We start from the raw sequence: 21,523 nt of genomic DNA on the forward strand, positions 1-21,523 counted from the left end.
CGTCACTCAAACATGCCGTTAATCATATCGTGGTAGCGATCGCTCACGACATGTCGGCGAATTTTTAGGGTTTGGGTTAACAGGCCATTCTCTATAGTAAAGGGTTCGAGAATAAAGCGAAATGTGGCGATGCGATCATCAGGGCGGTAGCCCGGACGGTTTTGCACTTCCCGCAGCAGTTCGTGGCGGTACAGGTCTTGAACCACTTTACTCTCAAGGGTGATGAGTTCACCAACTCCCTGGGGACTGGGGCGATCGGGGAGTTGCAGGCGGTACCCTTTGGCGGTAGCCCACTGCTCTAGGGCGTCTAGATTCGGGACAATCAAGGCACCTAAGGCTTTTTGGTCTTGCCCCACTAACATAATCTGATCAATATAGGCACTGCGCAGGCAGGCATCCTCCACCGGTTGAGGCTCAATATTTTCACCGTTACTCAGAACAATTGTGTCTTTTTGCCGCCCCGTTAGCACCAGATCGCCATTGGCCGTCAAATACCCCAGATCCCCCGTATCAAACCAGCCCTCGCTGTCTAGAACCTGCGCAGTTGCCTCAGGTTTGTTGTAGTAGCCTTTCATCACCTGCGGCCCTTTGGCCAGTACTAACCCCTTTTGGCCAAATGCCATCTGAGCTTTGGTGTCTGGGTCAACAATTTTAATGGCAGTATCGGGAATAGGGCGACCCGCCGACCCCCGCAGGTTGGCCCAATAACGCCGCGCTGTTAAGACAACGGCTGTTTCAGTGAGGCCGTAGCCAACTAAAACCTCTAGACCAATCACTTCATAAAAGGTATCCAAGTGGGGAGCCAAGGCACCCCCACCACTAATGATTTGCTTAATTTCACCGCCGGTGGCCTCACGGATTTTGCGGTACACCTTCGCTTCGCCAAGCCGGTATAGGGGCTTCAGCAGCGCTGTTTGCAGCCGTGCGACAAATTTTTCCCAGCCGGTTGGGTTGGGGTTGGTTAAACTCAGTCCCGTAAGAAGCCGCCGTTGTAGAACGTATTGGCGACCCACACTGAGGAAAAACTGTGCCAGTCGCCGCTTCTTGGCGGGGGCATCCCGCAGTTGTTTTTGTACCCCTTCGTAAAACCCTTCCCAGATGCGGGGCACGGCAATCATGTAGTGGGGTTTACAACGTTTGAGGTCATTTTTGAAGTGGCGCAAGTTGGTGTAGGTTTGGGTACAACCCGCTGCAAATAAAAAATACTCTGCCACCCGCTCGTAGGCGTGCCAGATGGGCAAAATACTCAAGGTGCGATCGCCAACATTGGGTTGCACAATGGCCCAGAGGTTCACAATCTGACTCAGCAGACCACCGTGGGTGACCATAACCCCCTTGGGTTGACCCGTGGTGCCGGAGGTGTACATCAGGGTTGCCAGATCCGTCGGGGCGATCGCCACTGTGCGCACCGTACCGTACTGTCCTTCATGAAACACTTGGCTAAAGTTTAATAGCCGTAGGGCGAACCCCTCCAGTTCTGGGGATTCTGTACTGAGCAGCACAACCGTTCTAACCATTGTTTCCGCTAACCCCGCCTGCAACTTTTGCAGGGTGGCAAGGTTTTCCACTAATAGGAGGGTTGAGCCGCTATCGCGCAAAATATAAAGGAGTTCCTGCGCGTCGGCAGTGCCACTGCGGACAACATTAATGGCACCGGCCATCATACTTCCCTGATCGGCAATCAGCCAGCGGGGGCTATTGTCGGCAAACAGGGCAACGCGATCGCCGTGTATAACCCCTAGGGCTTGCAGTCCTGCCGCAAAGCGTTGAATGCGTTGATAGAGTTCACTGTAGGTAATGCAGGTTGCGGGATCTTCGTAGGGGGCATCGAGGGCAATCACGTCTCCATGGCGCTGTGCCAACAATGGCCAGAGTTCCGGCAGGGCTTGGAGAGTTTTGTAGGGTAAAAAGTGATCCGGTAGCGAGGCATCCCCCACTAATCCCGTCACCGGAGTATAAGTATAGGCTGCCGTCGTCATCTCCCTCCCTCCAGATGCCTCATAAAGATAATAAATCGTCAATGCCGTAGCTAACGCAGTTTCAGGAATTTCAATGCGAAACTATACATGTTGGTGTGCCTTGCTTTACTGAAGAACTATGCTGCCCTTTGTGCTTGCCTCTGCTTCCCCGGCTCGCCGTCAACTGTTGCAACAAATTGGCATCGAGCCGATTGTCCAGCCCAGCCATTTTGATGAATCAGTGATTCAGGCAACAACCCCCACAGAACTGGTGCGCCTGTTGGCACGCTGTAAAGCGGAGACCATTGCCCACACCTACCCACCCCCTGCGGTGGTTCTAGGCTGTGACTCCGTGCTGGTGATGGATGGCAACATTTATGGTAAGCCCGCTTCAGCGGCAGAGGCGATCGCCCGTTGGCAGCGAATGCGCGGTCAAACTGGCGAGCTATTAACGGGGCATGCCCTCATCGATGTAACTCACGGATACACTAGCGTTGACGTGGAAACGACCCAGGTCACCTTTGCGCAGGTGAGCGATGCGGAAATTACGGACTATGTGATGTCCGGTGAACCCTTGGCCTGTGCTGGTTGCTTTGCCTTGGATGGCCGAGGGGGAGCCTTTGTGGAAAAAATCATTGGCACCCCTAGTAACGTCATTGGCCTGAGCTTGCCCTTGCTGCGGCGGATGCTGGCTCGTATGGGGTATGCCCTGACGGATTTTCGCCCCCCATGCATCTAGACAATGCTGTCGAATTGACCTATGCTAAGAGATTGCGAGTTAAGGAACTGTCATGAACGCCCAAGACATTATTCGCTCAATTGAAGCGGAGCAACTAAAAGATGACTTGCCCGTGATTCATGTGGGCGATCGCGTCCGGGTTGGGGTGAAAATTCAAGAAGGTGGCAAAGAGCGGGTTCAGCCCTACGAAGGGGATGTCATTGCCATGCGCAATAGTGGCATCAACCGCTCTATCACGGTTCGGCGCGTTTTTCAAGGCGTGGGTGTTGAGCGGGTTTTTTTACTGCACTCACCGCGAATTGATAGTATTAAGGTAGTGCAGCGGGGTAAAGTTCGGCGGGCGAAGCTCTACTACCTGCGCAATTTGGTGGGTAAAGCAGCGCGGATCAAAGCACGATTTGATCGGCCACTTTAAATACCTTTAGTCTTGCGTCCTTAGTTCAGTTGGTAGAACGTCGGTCTCCAAAACCGGATGTCGGGGGTTCGAGTCCTCCAGGGCGCGTTAATTTTTTACGCAGGGGTATAAGCGTAAGGTAACAAGGTTCTGTAACTGCTGAGCGAGGCGATAGGCTTGCTGCTCATAAAGTTCCAAGGTAATAGCGGCAGGGAGTTGCTCAATAAAGGCACGCGATCGCGGCAGGGGTAGGCCAGTAATTTTAGTAATTAAGTTGCCGATTTCTAAGGCAACTTCAGTATTGCGAGGGGCATCTAGCCAGAGTCGCCACGATCGCCGCGGTGCTAATGCTCCCTGTTCAATCCGCCGCAGTCCTTGAATCGTTGCTAAAATCACCAAGCGATCGCCCACGGTGAGTTGGAGCATATCACTGGGTAAACACTGCTGAGTGCCCTCGCCACCGAGGAGTTGTTCGTGGCGATTGTAAAACACGCTTACATCAGCCGCGAGACCAAGTCTTGGCGATCAATCCCCTTGCCAATCACCACCAATCGCGTGTGCCGGGATTCGTGGGGCTGCCACAGGCGATCGTAGAACACCTCCAACCGCTGACCCACCCCCTGCACCACCAGTCGCATCGGCTTCCCCTCAATTGCCGCAAAGCCCTTGATGCGGTAGATGTCGGGTTCCTTTAACAGGCGCTCAAGGGACTGGCGTAAACCATTGAGGTCGCAACATCCCATCTCTAGGCAAACCGCCGCAATCTCCTCATCATGATCATGCTCCGCCTCACCATCGTGGTGGCTAGGTCGCTGCCCTAAATCCTCCTCAACCGCTGCATTAAACCCAAGAAGTAACTCTGTAGGCACCTGCCCGTGGCTAGCCGCAATGACCTTAATGCGCGAGGGCAGTTGGGCTTGCAGGCTCTCAACAAGGTGCTGAGGTTGACCTGCCGCCAGTTGATCGGTCTTGGTCAGGATCACTAAATCCGCACAGGCCAGCTGATCGCTAAAGAGTTCTTCGAGAGGCGTGTCATCGTGCTGCAGACTCTCATCTGCGGCCTTTTGGGCAAACAGTGCCTCCACATCGGCACTCACTTGTCCAGCGGCGAAGGCGAGTCCATCCACCACCGTCACCACGCCATCTACCGTGGCAGCATGGCGTACCTCTGGCCAACGAAACGCCATCACCAAGGGTTTGGGTAATGCCAAACCGGAGGTTTCAATGACAATGTGGTCAATTTGCTGCCGCCGTTGCAGCAACGCCTGCATCGTTGGCAGAAACTCATCCTGTACCGTGCAGCACAGACAGCCGTTAGTCAGCTCCCAGATCCCAGCCGTTTCAGTACAGCACGACTCTAGCAGGTCGCCATCAATCCCCACATCCCCAAACTCATTGACAATCACCGCAATCCGTCTGCCCTGGGCATGGCTGAGCAGATGACGAATCAGAGTGGTTTTGCCGCTACCTAAAAAGCCAGTAATGATCGTTACAGGAATCTTTGCCGCCATTAAAAGACCTCAACCTGTGGGTAGGCGTTGACGTGGTGTGCCCCTTCGCCACAGGTGCGCGGGGTTGGAAACAGTTTTTCCGGATTGGCGAGCCGCTTCGGATCGAAGGCTGAGCGCACCTGCTGCATGGTTTCTAGATCCGCTGGGCTGAACATTTCAGGCATGAAACAGGCTTTGTCACTACCAATGCCATGCTCGCCGGAAATACTTCCTCCCAAGCGCACACAGAGCTTGAGAATTTCCCCTCCAAGAGCTTCGACCTCAGCAAGGGCACCGGGCACGGCTTGATCGTAAAGAATCAGAGGATGCAAGTTGCCATCCCCCGCATGGAAGACGTTGGCAATGCGGTAGCCGCTGCGCTGACTCAGTTGCTCAATTTCCTTAAGAACGGTGGCTAATTGACTGCGGGGAATCACGCCATCCTGGACAAAATAGTTCGGACTCAGGCGACCCGCAGCAGCAAAGGCGGCTTTGCGACCTTTCCAGAGGCGTAGGCGTTCCTCGGCGGCGGTAGCAATCCTGACGTGGCGCGCCCCTTGAGCATAACAAATCTGTGACACTCGCTCTTGGAGGACGGGCACTTCTGCCTCTAGGCCATCCACTTCCACCAAAAGCACCGCCCCAGCATCCCGGGGATAGCAATTGGTCGCCACTACGTCTTCAACCGCATTGATGCTGAGGTTATCCATAATTTCCATCCCAGCGGGGATAATGCCAGCACGGATAATGGCAGAGACCGTTTCCCCTGCTGCTTCAATTGTGGTGAAATCTGCCAATAGGACGGCGATCGCCTCCGCTTGCTTCAGAACCCGCAGGCGAATTTCCGTGGCAATTCCCAAGGTTCCCTCAGAGCCAACAAACACACCCGTCAGATCGTAACCGGGCATCTCTGGCACAGCTCCGCCCAGTTCAACAATCTCACCATTGGGCAAGACGACCGTTAGTCCCAAGACATGGTTAGTGGTTACGCCATATTTTAAGCAGTGAACCCCACCAGAGTTTTCTGCGACATTGCCACCGATGGAGCAAATAATCTGACTTGAGGGATCCGGTGCGTAGTAGTAGCCCTGATCGGCAACAGCTTGGGTAACCCAAGCGTTAATGACCCCAGGCTGGACAACAACTTGCTGATTCGCTAGATCCACGTCCAGAATTTGGTTCATGCGGGCGGTAACAATCAGGATGCCATCGGCCAGCGGTAAGGCACCACCCGATAGCCCCGTTCCTGAACCGCGAGCCACAAAGGGTACACGGTAGCGATCGCATACCTTAAGAATAGCCGCCACCTGCTCGGTAGTGGTGGGCAGAACCACTAACTTTGGCCGTTGGCGATATATGGCTAGGCCATCGCATTCATACACCAAGCTTTCCGACTCATCAGTGATTAGTCCGCTACTGCCGACAATGAGCAGCAGTTCCTCTGTAATGCGTTGCCATGGAGTGGTTTGCACCAGTGTGTTCATTGGCATCCCAGCGTTGGCTGACCCTATCTATTGTGCCAGAAGCCCCAGACATCCTCAATGAGTCTCAATGAGTGCTCTGAGGTGGCTGGCCTCGGAACGTCCCTTGCTAAGTGGCTGTGACGGGAGACATCCCCTCAAGAGCGTAAAAATTTATCACCCTTGGTTCCGCTCACTGTTAAGAGTTGCTGAATTTCTCTAAAGCTGCCAATTTTCAAGTGATACATTACAACCTATACCCCCTATACCCTCCATGTAGCGAGCTTTTAGAACATGAGCCAACACCTCACCCATCCCCTCATGCCGATCTTAGTGATTTTGAGCACTGCTTCAGCGGCATCTGCTTTGCCACGCGGTGGTTTTGGTGGTGGCTTTGGCGGGGTTCGTGCCCCATCCGTTGGTGCTGAGCGCAACTTCAGTAATCGTTTTGTAGATGTTCACCCCACTGCCAACTGGGATAACCGCGTCAACACGATTGATCCAGACGATGCGCAACGGTCACTGCTTGCTGTTAACTACGCCTTTGCGCATATCACTGACGTGGTCTAACTGACTGTGCCCGTCGCTATCGGGGTTATAGAGGCGCCAATCAATCACCCAGAACTGTCCAGTTGGCCTGTTACACACAAGCCCAGTCTCGATCGCCAGCACTCGTTCCTCTGTCGGTTACTGCATTAGACTAGAAACTGCTCCCAACCATCCCCAAACTGAAAACACATCGTTGGAAAAATCGCTTCCAGATTTGGATCCGGTCGCGGAATCACTGTTGAAGACAGATACAGAGTTTTCTCCTTAGGGCTTTCGGCAGGAATCCGTTTGGCTGCTTCTACACCAGCCGCAACCGCAATTTGCACCTCTGACACATCGCCACGAACAATAATTGTCAGCCGCGCCCCACTCACACGCTCATACCCTACAAGGGTGACCCGGGCAGCCTTGACCATCACATCAGCAACAGCCAACGCGGGAGGATGACCTAGCACTTCCACCATCCCAACGGCAATGGGCATGAATGCAGCTCCTACACAAAAAAGACGGTTACACTCGCTTGTGAGGTGCCTGACCCCAAGACTAGGCCAGCCTCGTCAGGTATTAAGGGGATGGACTGAACGAGACGCCCCCTCTTATACGTGCGATGTCTTAGGGTTTAGGCGCGGCAGTGTAAGCTCAGCATACCATTTCCTCTGTACCCACACATAAGCCAGATCTGGAGTAACCATTACAGATGGTTATTACCAGAATCAGATTTGCTGATGCGTTGACGTTACCCTCCCAATCTGCCAAGACGTGTCCCCTCAGCCCCATAATGAACTAAGGTTAGCAATTTGTGGTTTAACGATGAGATATTTGCATCTAAGCACACTCTTTCCACGGCTAGTTGCATTGCTGGCAGTTATATTCCTCGTGAGTTGTGCCTCTCTCTCTTCGGTTGCTGACACTAGTTCGATTCCTGGAGCACAAAGTAATACATCTATGGCAAATTTACCTCGACTGAATGGTGATGCCACCGTAGTGATCACCGTTAATGATCGCCCAATTACCATTCAGGTCAATGGTGCCGCAGCACCCATTACGGCTGGCAACTTCGTTGATCTTGTCAATCGCGGTGTTTACGATGGCACTGTGTTTCACCGCGTGGTGCGCGAGCCACAGCCGTTTGTGGTGCAAGGGGGAGACCCGCAAAGCACTGATCCGACTGTGTCACCCCAACTGTACGGCACTGGCTCATTTATTGATCCAAAGACAAATCGCCCCCGTTACATTCCCCTTGAAATTTTAGGCAAAGGCAGTAGCACTCCTACCTATAGTCAGGCAGGCAAGGTATCACCGCAACTCAATCACACCCGCGGCGCAGTGGCGATGGCGCGATCGCAATTGCCGGATTCCGCCTCGGCGCAATTTTACATTGCGCTGCAACAACTCGATTTTCTGGATGGCAACTATGCTGTCTTTGGTTATGTTACAGAGGGGATGGATGTGGTGGACAGTATCCAAATGGGCGATCGCATCCAGTCTGCTAAAGTCGTGGCGGGGCTGGAGCATCTACAGCAGCCATAAGCGATCGCCGACGAAAGCGTTGGCGGAGGGTGGGCAACAGCCGCAAGCAAAGGCTATAGGTGAGCAAGCCAGCAACAACCCCCACCCAAACACTGCCAAACATCAGAATAGTAGCCATTTGTCCCCCCTGCTCAAGCACTGATGCCCAAGAGTCCACGCCTGTTAACACTAGGGATGGCTGACCCAACAGCCACCAGCCCACTTGAAAGTTGAACCAAAACAGGGGCACATAGGTAAAGGGATTACTGACCCAAGTTGCAAGTGCTGCGAGGGGCTTGTTCCCCCTCAGGAGAAGTGCCAAGCCAACAGCAATAATCATTTGGCCACCAAACAGAGGCAACATACCAGCAAACACACCGGCTGCCAGCCCCCGTGCCACATGTTCAGTACTCCCATGGGAGCGCATCAGACGTAAATAGTAATAACGAACCGACCGTCGTAAGTTTTGCTGCCAGCGGAAGCGGCGTGGATGCTCAAACAAGGGCAACGGCACCATAAGGTTCTCGGTAGAGCTTGAAATGAACTAACTACCCCGCTGTGTAGGCGGTACGGGTTTACGAAACCCCACTTTCCACCATAGCAGAGAATTTCTTTCTCTTCTTGTGCCCTAGGCGCTTGATTGATCCCGTCTGCTTGCACGCCTCTGAAGTAGCGCCAAGACAGCCAAGACTACGTCCAGTTGCTGATTCGTCGCCACTGTACATTACAATCTCGTCAACAATAACCCTTAAGCCCATTTGCCGTACACTTCTGTGCTATGCTCCTAGGTAAGCGGCTTGCCAGCGCAATAGTGACACGTGTCAACGTCTTTTTCGCCCCCCTTAGTCATGACACCAATTCTCCAGCAGCACAAGGGCTGTGTGGAGACTTTTTGCTGTCTGTTATTGACAGCGTTACCACAAATGTCTTAGGATGCAAGATCCGCGTTTTAGCGATACCCTCTAGAGGATATACATGGCTAGTAACCAGACTTACACGCCACCCGCTTTTACCTTGCCAGACCTTGTCGAGATTCAGCGGGCCAGCTTCCGATGGTTTCTTGAAGAAGGGCTAATTGAAGAACTAGAGAGTTTCTCACCTATTACGGATTATACGGGCAAAATTGAGCTGCACTTCTTAGCCAAAGACTACAAACTGAAGCAGCCCAAGTATGAAGTAGATGAGGCCAAACGTCGGGATGCCACCTATTCAATGCAAATGTACGTCCCGACCCGTTTGATTAACAAAGAAAACGGCAACATTATTGATCAGGATGTCTTCATTGGGGATCTGCCCCTGATGACCGACCGTGGCACATTTATTATCAATGGTGCTGAGCGGGTCATTGTCAACCAAATTGTGCGCAGCCCCGGTGTCTATTACAAGTCTGAAACGGACAAAAATGGGCGCCGCACCTATAATGCCAGCCTTATTCCTAACCGCGGAGCATGGCTAAAATTTGAGACCGATAAAAATGACCTCCTGTGGGTGCGCATTGACAAAACCCGTAAACTATCGGCTCACGTGCTTCTCAAAGCCTTGGGCTTAAGTGACAGCGAAATTAGCGAACGGCTACGTCACCCTGAGTACTACCAAAAAACCGTTGAAAAAGAGGGTAAATTCACCGAAGAAGATGCCCTCATTGAGCTATACAAAAAACTGCGCCCCGGGGAGCCACCCACCGTTTCTGGCGGTCAGCAGTTACTTGAGTCCCGTTTCTTTGACCCCAAGCGCTACGATCTTGGCCGTGTGGGTCGCTATAAGCTCAACCGCAAGCTGCAACTGAATATCCCTGACTCGGTGCGGATTCTCACCCCAGAGGATATTTTGGCGGCCATTGACTATCTCATTAACTTGGAATTTGACCTTGGTAGTATTGACGACATTGACCACTTAGGGAACCGTCGGGTTCGCTCGGTGGGAGAACTGCTCCAGAACCAAGTGCGAGTGGGCTTGAACCGCCTCGAGCGGATTATTCGCGAACGGATGACGGTTTCCGATACCGATTCCTTGACCCCTGCTTCGTTGGTGAATCCCAAGCCCCTAGTGGCGGCAATTAAGGAGTTCTTTGGCTCCAGTCAACTGTCGCAGTTCATGGATCAAACCAATCCCCTAGCAGAGCTAACCCACAAACGGCGCTTGAGTGCCCTAGGTCCAGGTGGGCTGACACGGGAGCGCGCTGGTTTTGCGGTACGGGATATTCACCCCAGCCACTATGGTCGCATCTGCCCGATCGAAACCCCGGAAGGCCCTAACGCCGGTCTAATTGGCTCCTTGGCCACCCATGCCCGGGTCAATGAGTACGGGTTTATTGAAACGCCCTTCTATCCGGTGAAAGAGGGACGAGTCCTCAAAGATCAGCCCCCCATTTACATGACGGCAGACGAAGAGGATGATAAGCGGGTGGCACCCGGAGATGTCTCCACCGACGAAAACGGCTACATCCTTGGGGATGTGGTACCTGTGCGCTATCGCCAAGACTTTACCACCACCACACCCGATCAGGTGGACTATGTGGCAGTCTCGCCAGTGCAAATTATTTCAGTGGCCACTTCCCTGATTCCCTTCCTTGAGCACGATGACGCCAACCGCGCTCTGATGGGGTCTAACATGCAGCGGCAAGCGGTTCCCCTGCTGCGATCGCACCGTCCCTTGGTGGGTACCGGCTTGGAGGCGCAAGCTGCCCGTGACTCGGGGATGGTCATCCTCAGTCAAACGGATGGGGTCGTGACCTATGTGGATGCCAACCAAATCCGCATCAAAACCGACAACGGCGGCGAGCTAACCTACACCTTGCAAAAATACCAACGCTCCAACCAAGACACCTGTTTGAATCAACGCCCCATTGTCTTCATGGGCGATCGCGTCCGTGCAGGTCAAGTCATTGCCGATGGATCAGCCACCGAGGGAGGCGAGCTGGCCTTGGGGCAAAACATTCTTGTGGCCTACATGCCATGGGAAGGCTACAACTACGAAGATGCCATCCTCATCAGCGAGCGGTTGGTGCAGGAGGATGTCTATACCTCCATTCACATTGAAAAATACGAAATCGAGGCGCGGCAAACCAAACTTGGCCCCGAAGAAATTACCCGCGAAGTCCCCAATGTCTCAGAAGATGCCCTGCGGCAACTGGACGAAAACGGCATTATCCGCGTCGGCGCGTTTGTTGAAGCGGGGGATATTCTGGTGGGCAAAGTTACCCCCAAAGGCGAGTCGGATCAACCACCGGAGGAAAAACTGCTGCGAGCCATTTTTGGTGAAAAAGCACGGGATGTCCGGGATAACTCCCTACGGGTACCCAACGGTGAAAAAGGCCGTGTCGTTGATGTGCGCGTCTTTACCCGCGAGCAGGGAGATGAACTGCCCCCGGGCGCCAATATGGTGGTGCGGGTCTATGTGGCTCAAAAACGCAAAATCCAAGTCGGCGATAAGATGGCGGGTCGCCACGGTAACAAAGGGATTATTTCTCGAATTCTACCGGTGCAAGATATGCCCTTTTTACCAGATGGTCGCCCGGTAGATATTGTCCTCAATCCCTTGGGGGTGCCCTCGCGGATGAACGTCGGCCAAGTTTATGAGTGCTTGCTGGGCTGGGCGGGTGAATGTTTAGGGCGGCGCTTTAAGATCACCCCCTTTGACGAAATGCACGGCAAGGAAAAATCTCGCGAAACCGTGCATGCCAAACTGCAAGAAGCCAAAGAAAAAGTAGGTCAAGATTGGGTCTTTAATCCTGCGGATCCGGGCAAAATGGTGGTCTATGATGGCCGCACCGGTGAACCCTTCGATCGCCCCGTCACGGTGGGGATGGCCTACATGCTCAAGCTAGTGCACTTAGTCGATGACAAGATTCATGCCCGCTCAACTGGCCCCTACTCCCTCGTGACCCAGCAACCCCTTGGTGGCAAAGCACAGCAGGGAGGGCAACGCTTTGGCGAAATGGAAGTATGGGCACTGGAAGCCTACGGCGCCGCCTATATTCTGCAAGAACTGCTCACCGTTAAATCTGACGATATGCAGGGGCGCAATGAAGCCCTCAACGCCATCGTCAAAGGTCAATCCATTCCGCGACCGGGCACCCCAGAGTCCTTTAAGGTGCTGATGCGGGAGTTGCAATCCCTGTGTCTGGATATTTCTGTGCGTAAGTCCAGTATTCCCAGCTTTGATGACGATGGCGAGACCAAGCCAGACCCCGAAGTGGATCTGATGGTGGATGTCAGTCCACGGCGTACCCCTGTGCGTCCCACAATCGAATTTGAGTCCTTGCAAGGGGATGACTTTGAAGAAAAAGACAGTGTCACCACTCCCTAGATCAACAGCTACGTGGGGGGAGTTTTTGCCTCTCCCTTTAACCTATTTATTGCCAGAGGATTCGTGAGTTTATGCCCAGAATCGAGCAACGCTTTGACTATGTAAAAGTGTCTCTCGCCTCACCGGAACGCATTATCCAGTGGGGAGAGCGCACCTTGCCCAACGGTCAAGTCGTGGGTGAAGTCACAAAGCCAGAAACCATTAACTACCGCACCCTCAAGCCAGAAATGGACGGTCTCTTTTGTGAGCGCATTTTTGGGCCAGCAAAAGATTGGGAGTGTCACTGCGGTAAATACAAGCGCGTGCGGCATCGCGGCATTGTCTGCGAACGCTGTGGTGTGGAAGTCACGGAATCTCGGGTACGGCGGCACCGCATGGGCTACATTAAGCTGGCCGCCCCTGTGACCCATGTTTGGTATCTCAAGGGAATTCCCAGTTACATGGCCATTCTCCTTGACATTCCGCTGCGGGATGTAGAGCAAATTGTTTATTTCAACTCCTATGTGGTGCTTAACCCCGGCAATCATCCCAACTTGACCTATAAGCAACTGCTCAGCGAAGACCAGTGGCAAGAGATCGAAGAGCAGATCTACAGCGAAGATTCCGAACTTGAAGATATTGAGGTCGGTATTGGTGCTGAGGCCATTCAACGTCTTTTACAGGATTTGGATCTGCCCGCAGAAGCAGAGCAATTGCGGGAAGAAATTCTTAACTGTAAAGGCCAGAAACGCGCCAAGCTCATTAAGCGCCTGCGGGTGATTGACAACTTTATTGCCACAGGAGCTAAGCCGGAGTGGATGGTGCTCACGGTCATTCCAGTGATTCCGCCGGATTTGCGCCCCATGGTGCAGTTAGATGGTGGACGCTTTGCCACCTCTGACCTCAATGATCTCTACCGGCGTGTGATTAACCGTAATAATCGCCTTGCCCGCTTGCAGGAAATTCTGGCACCAGAAATTATTGTCCGGAATGAAAAGCGGATGCTCCAGGAAGCCGTGGATGCACTGATTGACAATGGCCGCCGGGGTCGCACGGTGGTGGGTGCCAATAATCGCCCCCTCAAGTCCCTCTCCGATATTATTGAGGGCAAACAGGGACGCTTTCGTCAAAACCTGCTTGGAAAACGGGTGGACTACTCTGGTCGCTCGGTGATTGTGGTGGGGCCAAATCTGCAAATGCACCAGTGTGGCTTGCCCCGGGAAATGGCCATTGAATTATTCCAGCCCTTCGTGATTCATCGGCTGATTCGCCAGCAGATTGTCAATAACATTAAGGCCGCCAAGCGCATGATCCAGCGCAATGATCCGGTGATTTGGGATGTGCTCGAAGAAGTCATTGATGGGCATCCGGTGCTGCTGAACCGCGCCCCAACACTTCACCGCTTAGGGATTCAAGCCTTTGAGCCGATTCTGGTGGAGGGTCGGGCGATTCAACTGCATCCACTGGTGTGTCCGGCCTTTAACGCTGACTTTGACGGCGACCAGATGGCGGTTCACGTTCCCCTCTCCATTGAAGCCCAAGCGGAAGCACGGATGCTGATGTTGGCGTCTAACAATATCCTCTCGCCAGCAACGGGTAAGCCCATTATTACGCCTAGCCAAGATATGGTGCTCGGCTGCTATTACTTGACGGCGGAAAATCCAAAGCTACCGGACTATGGCGATCGCTACTATGCCAACTTTCAAGACGTTGTCATGGCCTACGAACAAGGCAAGTTACCGCTACACGCCTTTGTCTGGGTTCGCTACGACGGCGCTGTGGATGATGGCGATACCAGTGAGCCAACGGTGACCACCCACAGTGACGGCTCACGATTACTGGAGTATGCCCTGCGGCGGGTCAAGGAAGATGCCAATGGTCAACTCATTTCTCAGTACATCCGCACCACCCCCGGTCGTATTATCTACAACCAAACCATTCAAGAAGCCCTAGCCAGTTAATTTGGGAGACCCCATCACCATGACTGAGACGACCCCTGTTTTCTTTAACCGCATCATTGACAAAAAAGGATTGCGGAATTTAATTTCGTGGTCTTTCAGCCACTTTGGCACTGCCCGCACAGCGGAAATGGCCGACAAGGTCAAGGATTTGGGTTTTCGCTATGCCACCCGCGCAGGTGTCTCCATCAGCGTTGATGACCTCTTGGTGCCGCCGAAAAAACAAGAGTTGCTCCAAGCTGCCGAAAAAGAAATCAAAACCGCTCAGGATCGCTACTCTCGCGGGGAAATTACCGAAGTAGAGCGCTTCCAAAAAGTCATTGACACTTGGAATACCACCAATGAAGAACTCAAAAACGAGGTGGTGCGTCACTTCCGGAATACAGATGTGCTCAATTCCGTCTATATGATGGCCTTTTCGGGAGCACGGGGAAATCTTTCCCAAGTCCGACAGTTGGTGGGGATGCGTGGTCTAATGGCTAACCCTCAAGGGGAAATCATTGACTTGCCGATTAAAACGAACTTTCGAGAAGGGTTGACGGTTACGGAGTACATTATCTCCTCCTACGGTGCCCGTAAGGGGCTGGTGGATACGGCTCTGCGCACGGCAGACTCAGGTTACCTGACGCGGCGACTGGTGGATGTTTCTCAGGATGTCATTATCCGTGAAGAGGACTGCGAGACTGAGCGCGGTATTACCCTGCGCAGTATGACTGTAGGCGACAAGGTGCTGGCTCTTGAAGATCGCTTGCTGGGGCGAGTGGCTCTTAAGGATGTGTGCCATCCAGAAACCGGTGAGGTTCTTGTAGCTAAAAATCAACCCATTTCTGCTGAATTAGCCAAAATTATTGTCAAAGCAGGCATTGAAGAGGTTGCGGTGCGATCGCCCCTGACCTGTGAAGCCACCGGCTCCGTCTGCCGTCTGTGCTACGGTTGGAGCCTCGCCCACGCGCAACTGGTGGATATGGGGGAAGCCGTCGGGATTATTGCCGCTCAGTCGATTGGGGAGCCTGGCACGCAGTTAACGATGCGCACGTTCCACACCGGCGGTGTATTTACTGGCGAAGTGGCGCGGCAAGAGCGGTCTCCCTTTGCCGGAACGGTAGAGTATGGCAAAAAACTCCGTGTGCGTCCCTTCCGCACCCGCCATGGAGAGGATGCCTTCTTAGTGGAAACCTCCGGCAAGTTGAGTGTCAAAGCTGGACAGCGCAGCCAAGAGTTTGACGTTTCGCAAGGGTCAGTTCTCTTAGTCAAAGATGGCGAACAGGTGACAGCGGGGCAATTGCTAGCGGAAGTTGCCCAGACCTCCCGCAGTGTGCGCAAGTCCACCGAAAAAGTCACCAAGGACGTGGCCTCTGACCTCGCAGGTCAAGTGAAGTTTGTCAATCTTGAGGCAGAAGAGAAGCGCGATCGCCAAGGCACCACCACCCGGGTTGCCCCCAAAGGAGGATTAATCTGGGTATTGTCCGGCGAAGTGTATAACCTTCCTCCCGGAGCCGAGCCTGTCGTCAAAAATGGCGACTCTATTCAGGCGGGGGCGGTGCTTGCGGAAACTACTGTTAAAACTGAACACGGTGGGGTTGTCCGCCTGCCAGAGCAGCAGGAAAGTAAAAGTGGCCGTGAAGTTGAAATTATTACCGCCTCGGTGATGCTGGACAAAGCCAAAGTGCTTAAAGAAACGCATCAAGGCCGCGAGCACTACATCATTGAAACGGCTGCGGGTCAACGCTTTTCCCTAAAGGCGGCTCCGGGTACAAAGGTGGCCAATGGCCAAGTTGTCGCGGAACTCATTGACGATCGCTACCATACGCCGACTGGCGGTATTCTCAAGTACGCCGGCATTGAAGTGGCGAAAAAAGGGAAAGCCAAACAAGGCTACGAAGTGCTCAAGGGCGGCACACTCCTGTGGGTGCCCGAGGAAACCCACGAAGTGAACAAGGATATTTCCCTGCTGTTAGTGGAGGACAGCCAGTACGTAGAAGCGGGCACCGAAGTCGTCAAGGACATCTTCTGCCAAAACAGCGGCGTTGTGGAAGTCATCCAAAAAAATGACATTTTACGGGAAATTATCATTAAGCCCGGAGACCTCCACTTGGTGGATGATCCTGAAGCAGCACGACTGAAGCACGGCACCCTTGCCTATCCGGGAACTGAAATTTTGCCGGGGTTGGTTGCCGAGTCCCTCTGTCAAGTGGACTACCTTGAAGATAGCCCTGAAGGACCGGCAGTGCTCCTGCGCCCTGTGCAAGAGTTTAGCGTGCCTGATGAGCCATCGGTGCCTAGCCAAGATTCCAGTGATGCCTCTGGTCAATCTATTCGCCTGCGGGCAGTCCAACGCCTTCCCTATAAGCATGATGAGCGGGTCAAATCCGTCGACGGGGTCGATCTGCTGCGGACACAACTCGTCCTTGAAATTGGCAGCGAAGCACCACAGTTGGCGGCAGATATTGAAATTGTTGCTGACGAGTCCGACAGTGGGGCACAACGGCTACAACTGGTTATTTTGGAATCCTTGGTAATTCGGCGGGATGTCTCTGCTGACCAAACCCAAGGCAGCACCCTCACCTCCCTGCTAGTAAAAGACGGCGATCATATCGAGCCGGGGGCTGTCATTGCCCGTACGGCCATCAACGCCAAGCAGGCGGGGCAGGTACAGGGAATTCTCCGCAGTGGTGAGTCAGTCCGCCGTATTTTAGTCATTACCGAGGACGATCTCCTCCGCATTGATACCAACGGGAACCCCGTCAGCGTGCAGGTTGGCGATCTCTTACGTCCGGGAGATGAAATTGCCAAAGGGGTTGAGTGTCCTGAAACCGCTGCCGTCATGGAGGTTGCCAGCGATCACGTTGTGCTGCGGTTAGCACGCCCCTACCTTGTTTCACCGGGGGCAGTCTTGCAGATCGAAGACGGTGACTTGGTGCAGCGGGGAGATAACCTTGCCCTCTTGGTCTTTGAGCGGGCGAAAACCGGCGATATTATCCAGGGTCTGCCACGGATTGAGGAACTGTTGGAGGCTCGCCATCCCAAGGAAAAATGCATTCTAGCCATCCGCCCAGGCACCTGCCAAGTGACCTACAGCAACGATGACACCGTTGATCTCAAGGTTATCGAAGAAGATGGTGCTATCCAAGAGTACCCGATGCTGCCGGGGCAAAACCCAATTGTCGTGGATGGGCAAAAAGTCAATGTTGGCGATCCGCTCACCGATGGCCCAATTGATCCCCATGACATCCTCTCTATTTACTTTGAATACTACAAACCCGAAGGCCTATTGAAAGCAGCCCAAATTAGCTTGGAAAAAGTTCAAGCCTTCTTAGTCAACGAAGTGCAGTCGGTGTACCTTACCCAAGGGATTGAAATTTCCGACAAACACATCGAAGTGGTGGTGCGGCAAATGACCGCCAAGGTGCGCATCGATGATGCCGGAGATACCATCCTCATTGCTGGGGAAATGATGAGCCTGCGTCAAGCCGAGCAGGCCAATGAACCCATGGCGCTAACCGGCGGTGCCCCTGCCCAATACACCCCTGTTCTATTGGGCATTACCAAAGCCTCGCTGAATACCGATAGCTTCATTTCCGCCGCCAGTTTCCAAGAAACAACGCGGGTACTGACTGAAGCTGCCATTGAGGGTAAATCGGATTGGCTACGGGGTCTCAAGGAAAATGTGATTATTGGTCGTCTTATTCCGGCTGGCACGGGCTTCAATAGCTATGAAGACACTGCCAATGGCGAGGAAGAAGGGTTTGAGGAGAGTGAAGATCGCTCTGGTCGCACCCACATCGTAACCTTTGAGCCTGAACCTGAACCAGTGCCGCGCCCTAGCGCAGACTTGAGCGAAGATGTGTTAATCGACGATGAAACGGCATCTCACGTTGTCCAGCAATTTACTGGCTCCCGTTCCAGTCGTGTGGCATCTAGCTACGACCTCGATGATGAGGATGAGCTGATCGGGGATGACCTCGATGACGATGACTTTGAGGATGATTATGAGGATGACGAAGACGACGATTGATGCTCATTCAGCCAAGCCGCCACGTCCCATCGGAGTAGGAAGCAATTCACGTGCGATCATTGGGGCTGGCAGGGTGGCGCTGATTCCAACGGCGCAAAAAACGCCCAAGCAGTGGCAGCGCTTGTAAACCGCCCTAGCAGTTCTTGCTTGTTCAAGTAATGGAGACTCCTTGCGGTGCAGGGAGTCTCAACATATTAGTAACTTCCCTAGCCGAGAGTTATAAACGAGAGTTCAGGACAAGGACGCGCAGGTAGGCTAGCCCTGCGTTGCTCAAACTGGCAATCAACACCCCCTGATTGCAACCACAAAAGAGTACACTAGGGACGATATTACTAATTTGTAAAACTTTACAATTTGTCACGCTTTCGCCATTGACAGGCGATCTTCAGGAGGTTCTATGGCACGAACAGAATCCACAATGCTGGCCTTGGGTACCCCAGCACCCGACTTTCAACTCCCCGATGTGGTGACCGGACAAACCATTTCCCTGGGTACCTTTGCCGAGAAAAAGGCGCTCTTGGTGATGTTTATCTGCCGCCATTGCCCCTATGTCAAACATGTCGAAAAGGAACTGGCTCGACTGGGACAGGACTACAAAGACAGTGACTTGGGTATTGTGGCGATCAGCGCCAATGATGCAGCCGCTTACCCAGATGATGCCCCCGACTCCCTCAAGGCCATGGCAATGGAATTGGGGTTTACCTTTCCCCTGTGCTACGACGAGAGTCAAGAAACTGCTAAGGCCTATACCGCGGCGTGCACCCCAGACTTCTTCCTCTTCGATGGCGATCGCAAACTGGTTTACCGTGGGCAATTAGACGATAGCCGCCCCCGCAACGATGCACCAGTGACCGGCAAAGACCTGCGGCAGGCAATTGACACTGTTTTAAGCGGTGGCACCCCCAGCGAGGATCAAAAACCAAGTCTGGGCTGTAATATCAAGTGGAAACCGGGGAACGAACCAGCCTACTACGGTTAACAATGGCGTTAGTTGATTGATGCTGGTTTGGGCATGATGAAATAGACAACGGTGGCACTTTTACACCAGCTTGTCAGTCATCACCCTACTGGTATTATCAATGCCAAGGGTTCTGCTGTGTTGACGCGACTAATTTTTGGGTGTGTGTAGTGAAAAAGCAACCTTCTCCCCTTTTGCCAATGCTGCCTGTGGCGGCTGCTCTCAAAACCGTGACCATGGCCATCACGGCGGGGGCAATTGCCCTTGGCACCGTTGGTCTAGCGGCTGTACACGCCCAAGATACGCCCGCGCCACCAGCAGTCACCCCACCACCTGAGCCAACCCCTACCCCAGAAGCAGAGCCTCCCGCCACTACGTCCACACCGGCAGTGCCACCGCCCTCTGTCAGCCAACCTGCCGCTGACGAACCCCAAGTTCTCATTGCTGAAGTGGTGGTGGAAGGGGCAACCCCCGAACTCGAGCAACTGGTCTATCAGGTGATCACCACCCGTCCGGGAGGCACTGCCACTCGCAGTCAACTCCAGCAGGACACCAACGCCATTTTTGCAACCGGTTTCTTTGCGGATGTCAATGCCCAGCCCAGCGACACACCTCTTGGGGTACGCATTACATTTGTGGTGCGCCCCTATCCTATTTTGCGTGCTGTTCAGGTAGCCGGGAACCAAGTCCTCAGCCAAGAGCGCGTCAGTGAAATTTTTGCCCCCCAAGTGGGTCGCAATATTAACCTGAAGCAATTGCAAGAAGGCATTGAGCAAATTAATGCCTTTTACAAAGACAATGGCTACATTTTGGGTCAGGTCGTGGGTACCCCCCAAGTGGATCCCGATGGCGTCGTCACGCTACAGGTGGCCGAAGGGGTGGTCGAAGCAGTAACCTACCGCTTTCTGAATAAAGATGGCGAACCCACACGCCAGCACACCCGAGATTTTGTCATCAGCCGCGAAATGGACACCCAGCCCGGTGTGGTTTTGAACCAAAATGTTGTCCAAGGGGATTTGCGCCGTTTATTTGAACTCGGCTTGTTTGAAGATGTACAGGTTGCTCTCGAGCCTGGTCAAGACCCGCGCAAAGTTAATCTGATCCTCAACTTCAAAGAACGCAACACCGGTAGCATTTCTGCTGGGGCAGGCTATAGTTCAGCAGCAGGGCTGTTTGGTACTGTAGCGTTCCAGCAAAATAACCTCTTTGGCCGCAACTGGAAGTTTGGTGTTGAGGCACAGGGGGGTACCGAAGGGGAATTCCTGTTTGATGTGAATTTTACCGATCCTTGGATTAAAGGGGATCCCTATCGCACCTCCTATACCGTGAGTGCCTTCAACCGCTTAAACGTTCCCTATACCTTTAGTAATGGCCCAATTAATGTCCCTCTGCCCAACGGTGACCTTCCCCGAATTAACCGTTTGGGGTCAGCGATCTTCTTTACACGCCCCTTTACTAAAGATCGGGATTTAGTGCGCACCGCTTGGACTGGCTCGGTGGGGCTACAGTACCAGCGGGTTACCTCGATGGATGGGGGCTTCGTTCGCTTTGACACAGATAAGTTGGGAAATTGCTTAACCTTTCCGGATAATGGGGTTTGCCGCGGCTTTAACGACCTCTTTACAGTGCAAGCAGCCATTTTGCGAGATTTACGCAATGACGTGCTGCGACCCACCAGTGGCCAAGTCATTCGCTTGGGGGTAGATCAGTCGCTGCCGCTGGGGGCAGGCAATATTTTGATGAGCCCTGTCCGTGGTAGCTACAGCTTTTATATTCCTGTGAATTTCTTGAGAATTGAGGGGCCGCAAACCCTCGCATTTAACATCCAAGCAGGGAATATCTTCGGTGATTTACCCCCCTACGAGTCCTTTACGATTGGTGGGGCAAACTCGGTGCGTGGTTGGGAAGAGGGAGCCATTGGATCGGGGCGTGCCTTTGTGCAGGGCACCGTGGAGTATCGCTTTCCCATTTTCAATATTGTGGGTGGTGCCCTATTTTTTGATGGTGCCAGTTTGCTAGGCACCCAGTCCAGTGTGCCCGGTCAACCCGGCATTGTGCGGGGCAAACCCGGTGAAGGCTTAGGCTATGGTGCAGGTCTGCGGGTCAACACTCCCTTGGGGAATGTGCGGGTGGACTTCGGCTGGAACAATGAAGGGGGAAATGCCTTTAGTTTCGGCATTGGTGAACGCTTCTAGGAGGAATGAAG

Annotated in this window: 15 protein-coding genes and 1 tRNA gene; 10 read left to right on the plus strand and 6 right to left on the minus strand. The window is 53.3% G+C overall.

From position 1 onward, the window contains the following. Positions 1-2: 2 nt before the first annotated feature. Entirely contained in the window at positions 3-1,979 is a 1,977-nt protein-coding gene (locus BRW62_RS06905; RefSeq protein WP_099798837.1) for a long-chain fatty acid--CoA ligase, read from the minus strand. Between the two features lie 118 nt (positions 1,980-2,097). Here BRW62_RS06905 and BRW62_RS06910 point away from each other — a divergent pair, with 118 nt between their 5' ends. From BRW62_RS06910 to BRW62_RS06920, 3 genes are all read left to right on the plus strand, one after another. Continuing rightward, complete coding sequence (locus BRW62_RS06910; protein ID WP_099798838.1) at positions 2,098-2,697, plus strand: Maf family protein; 600 nt, start codon at positions 2,098-2,100, stop codon at positions 2,695-2,697. A gap of 52 nt (positions 2,698-2,749) precedes the next feature. Next, positions 2,750-3,112, plus strand: a complete 363-nt coding sequence (rplS, locus tag BRW62_RS06915; RefSeq protein ID WP_099798839.1) for a 50S ribosomal protein L19 — start codon at positions 2,750-2,752, stop codon at positions 3,110-3,112. A 14-nt stretch (positions 3,113-3,126) separates the two neighbouring features. Then, positions 3,127-3,199 (plus strand) — tRNA-Trp (locus BRW62_RS06920). Here the strand turns inward: BRW62_RS06920 and BRW62_RS06925 are convergent. From BRW62_RS06925 to glcD, 3 genes are read right to left on the minus strand one after another with little or no spacing between them, the layout of a single operon-like run. Further along, entirely contained in the window at positions 3,200-3,583 is a 384-nt protein-coding gene (locus BRW62_RS06925; RefSeq protein ID WP_099798840.1) for a hypothetical protein, read from the minus strand. Between the two features lie 2 nt (positions 3,584-3,585). After that, positions 3,586-4,602 carry a cobalamin biosynthesis protein CobW gene (gene cobW / locus BRW62_RS06930; RefSeq protein WP_099798841.1) on the minus strand — a complete coding sequence of 339 codons (1,017 nt, stop codon included), beginning with the start codon at positions 4,600-4,602 and terminating at the stop codon, positions 3,586-3,588. Next, entirely contained in the window at positions 4,602-6,065 is a 1,464-nt protein-coding gene (gene glcD / locus BRW62_RS06935; protein ID WP_099798842.1) for a glycolate oxidase subunit GlcD, read from the minus strand. The genes cobW and glcD overlap by 1 nt, the downstream gene beginning before the upstream one ends. A gap of 270 nt (positions 6,066-6,335) precedes the next feature. On the opposite strand from glcD, the gene BRW62_RS06940 reads away from it, so the two are divergent. Next, entirely contained in the window at positions 6,336-6,611 is a 276-nt protein-coding gene (locus BRW62_RS06940; protein WP_099798843.1) for a hypothetical protein, read from the plus strand. Positions 6,612-6,736: 125 nt separating this feature from the next. Here BRW62_RS06940 and BRW62_RS06945 read toward each other — a convergent pair whose 3' ends face one another. Beyond that, positions 6,737-7,072 (minus strand): carbon dioxide-concentrating mechanism protein CcmK, encoded by a 336-nt coding sequence (locus BRW62_RS06945; protein ID WP_099798844.1) that lies wholly within the window; start codon positions 7,070-7,072, stop codon positions 6,737-6,739. Positions 7,073-7,400: 328 nt separating this feature from the next. Here BRW62_RS06945 and BRW62_RS06950 point away from each other — a divergent pair, with 328 nt between their 5' ends. After that, positions 7,401-8,120, plus strand: coding sequence for a peptidylprolyl isomerase (locus BRW62_RS06950; protein ID WP_099798845.1), 720 nt, complete (start codon positions 7,401-7,403; stop codon positions 8,118-8,120). Here BRW62_RS06950 and BRW62_RS06955 read toward each other — a convergent pair. After that, on the minus strand, positions 8,080-8,616 hold the full coding sequence (locus BRW62_RS06955) for a DUF2062 domain-containing protein (protein ID WP_099798846.1): 537 nt from the start codon (positions 8,614-8,616) through the stop codon (positions 8,080-8,082). The genes BRW62_RS06950 and BRW62_RS06955 overlap by 41 nt on opposite strands. Before the next feature lie 458 nt (positions 8,617-9,074). On the opposite strand from BRW62_RS06955, the gene rpoB reads away from it, so the two are divergent. From rpoB to BRW62_RS06985, 5 genes are all read left to right on the plus strand, one after another. Further along, the gene (rpoB, locus tag BRW62_RS06965; RefSeq protein WP_099798848.1) at positions 9,075-12,407 is read left to right on the plus strand and encodes a DNA-directed RNA polymerase subunit beta; all 3,333 of its coding nucleotides are present in this window, start codon (positions 9,075-9,077) and stop codon (positions 12,405-12,407) included. A gap of 71 nt (positions 12,408-12,478) precedes the next feature. Next, a complete protein-coding gene (locus tag BRW62_RS14625) occupies positions 12,479-14,347 on the plus strand; it encodes a DNA-directed RNA polymerase subunit gamma (protein WP_099798849.1) in 1,869 nt (622 codons plus the stop codon). 19 nt (positions 14,348-14,366) lie between these two features. Next, positions 14,367-18,359 carry a DNA-directed RNA polymerase subunit beta'' gene (locus tag BRW62_RS06975; RefSeq protein WP_099798850.1) on the plus strand — a complete coding sequence of 1,331 codons (3,993 nt, stop codon included), beginning with the start codon at positions 14,367-14,369 and terminating at the stop codon, positions 18,357-18,359. Between the two features lie 397 nt (positions 18,360-18,756). Then, positions 18,757-19,338, plus strand: a complete 582-nt coding sequence (locus BRW62_RS06980) for a thioredoxin family protein (RefSeq protein ID WP_099798851.1) — start codon at positions 18,757-18,759, stop codon at positions 19,336-19,338. A 149-nt stretch (positions 19,339-19,487) separates the two neighbouring features. Then, positions 19,488-21,512 (plus strand): BamA/TamA family outer membrane protein, encoded by a 2,025-nt coding sequence (locus tag BRW62_RS06985; RefSeq protein ID WP_227517290.1) that lies wholly within the window; start codon positions 19,488-19,490, stop codon positions 21,510-21,512. Positions 21,513-21,523: the final 11 nt, after the last annotated feature.

Source organism: Thermostichus lividus PCC 6715, from assembly GCF_002754935.1.
Lineage (GTDB): Bacteria > Cyanobacteriota > Cyanobacteriia > Thermosynechococcales > Thermosynechococcaceae > Thermosynechococcus > Thermosynechococcus lividus.

Bases quoted from the DNA above. Each gene is read 5' to 3' on its own strand.
- BRW62_RS06905 (WP_099798837.1), bottom strand. From the start codon at position 1,979: ATGACGACGGCAGCCTATACTTATACTCCGGTGACGGGATTAGTGGGG.
- BRW62_RS06910 (WP_099798838.1), top strand. From the start codon at position 2,098: ATGCTGCCCTTTGTGCTTGCCTCTGCTTCCCCGGCTCGCCGTCAACTG.
- rplS (WP_099798839.1), top strand. From the start codon at position 2,750: ATGAACGCCCAAGACATTATTCGCTCAATTGAAGCGGAGCAACTAAAA.
- cobW (WP_099798841.1), bottom strand. From the start codon at position 4,602: ATGGCGGCAAAGATTCCTGTAACGATCATTACTGGCTTTTTAGGTAGC.
- glcD (WP_099798842.1), bottom strand. From the start codon at position 6,065: ATGAACACACTGGTGCAAACCACTCCATGGCAACGCATTACAGAGGAA.
- BRW62_RS06940 (WP_099798843.1), top strand. From the start codon at position 6,336: ATGAGCCAACACCTCACCCATCCCCTCATGCCGATCTTAGTGATTTTG.
- BRW62_RS06945 (WP_099798844.1), bottom strand. From the start codon at position 7,072: ATGCCCATTGCCGTTGGGATGGTGGAAGTGCTAGGTCATCCTCCCGCG.
- BRW62_RS06950 (WP_099798845.1), top strand. From the start codon at position 7,401: ATGAGATATTTGCATCTAAGCACACTCTTTCCACGGCTAGTTGCATTG.
- BRW62_RS06955 (WP_099798846.1), bottom strand. From the start codon at position 8,616: ATGGTGCCGTTGCCCTTGTTTGAGCATCCACGCCGCTTCCGCTGGCAG.
- rpoB (WP_099798848.1), top strand. From the start codon at position 9,075: ATGGCTAGTAACCAGACTTACACGCCACCCGCTTTTACCTTGCCAGAC.
- BRW62_RS14625 (WP_099798849.1), top strand. From the start codon at position 12,479: ATGCCCAGAATCGAGCAACGCTTTGACTATGTAAAAGTGTCTCTCGCC.
- BRW62_RS06975 (WP_099798850.1), top strand. From the start codon at position 14,367: ATGACTGAGACGACCCCTGTTTTCTTTAACCGCATCATTGACAAAAAA.
- BRW62_RS06980 (WP_099798851.1), top strand. From the start codon at position 18,757: ATGGCACGAACAGAATCCACAATGCTGGCCTTGGGTACCCCAGCACCC.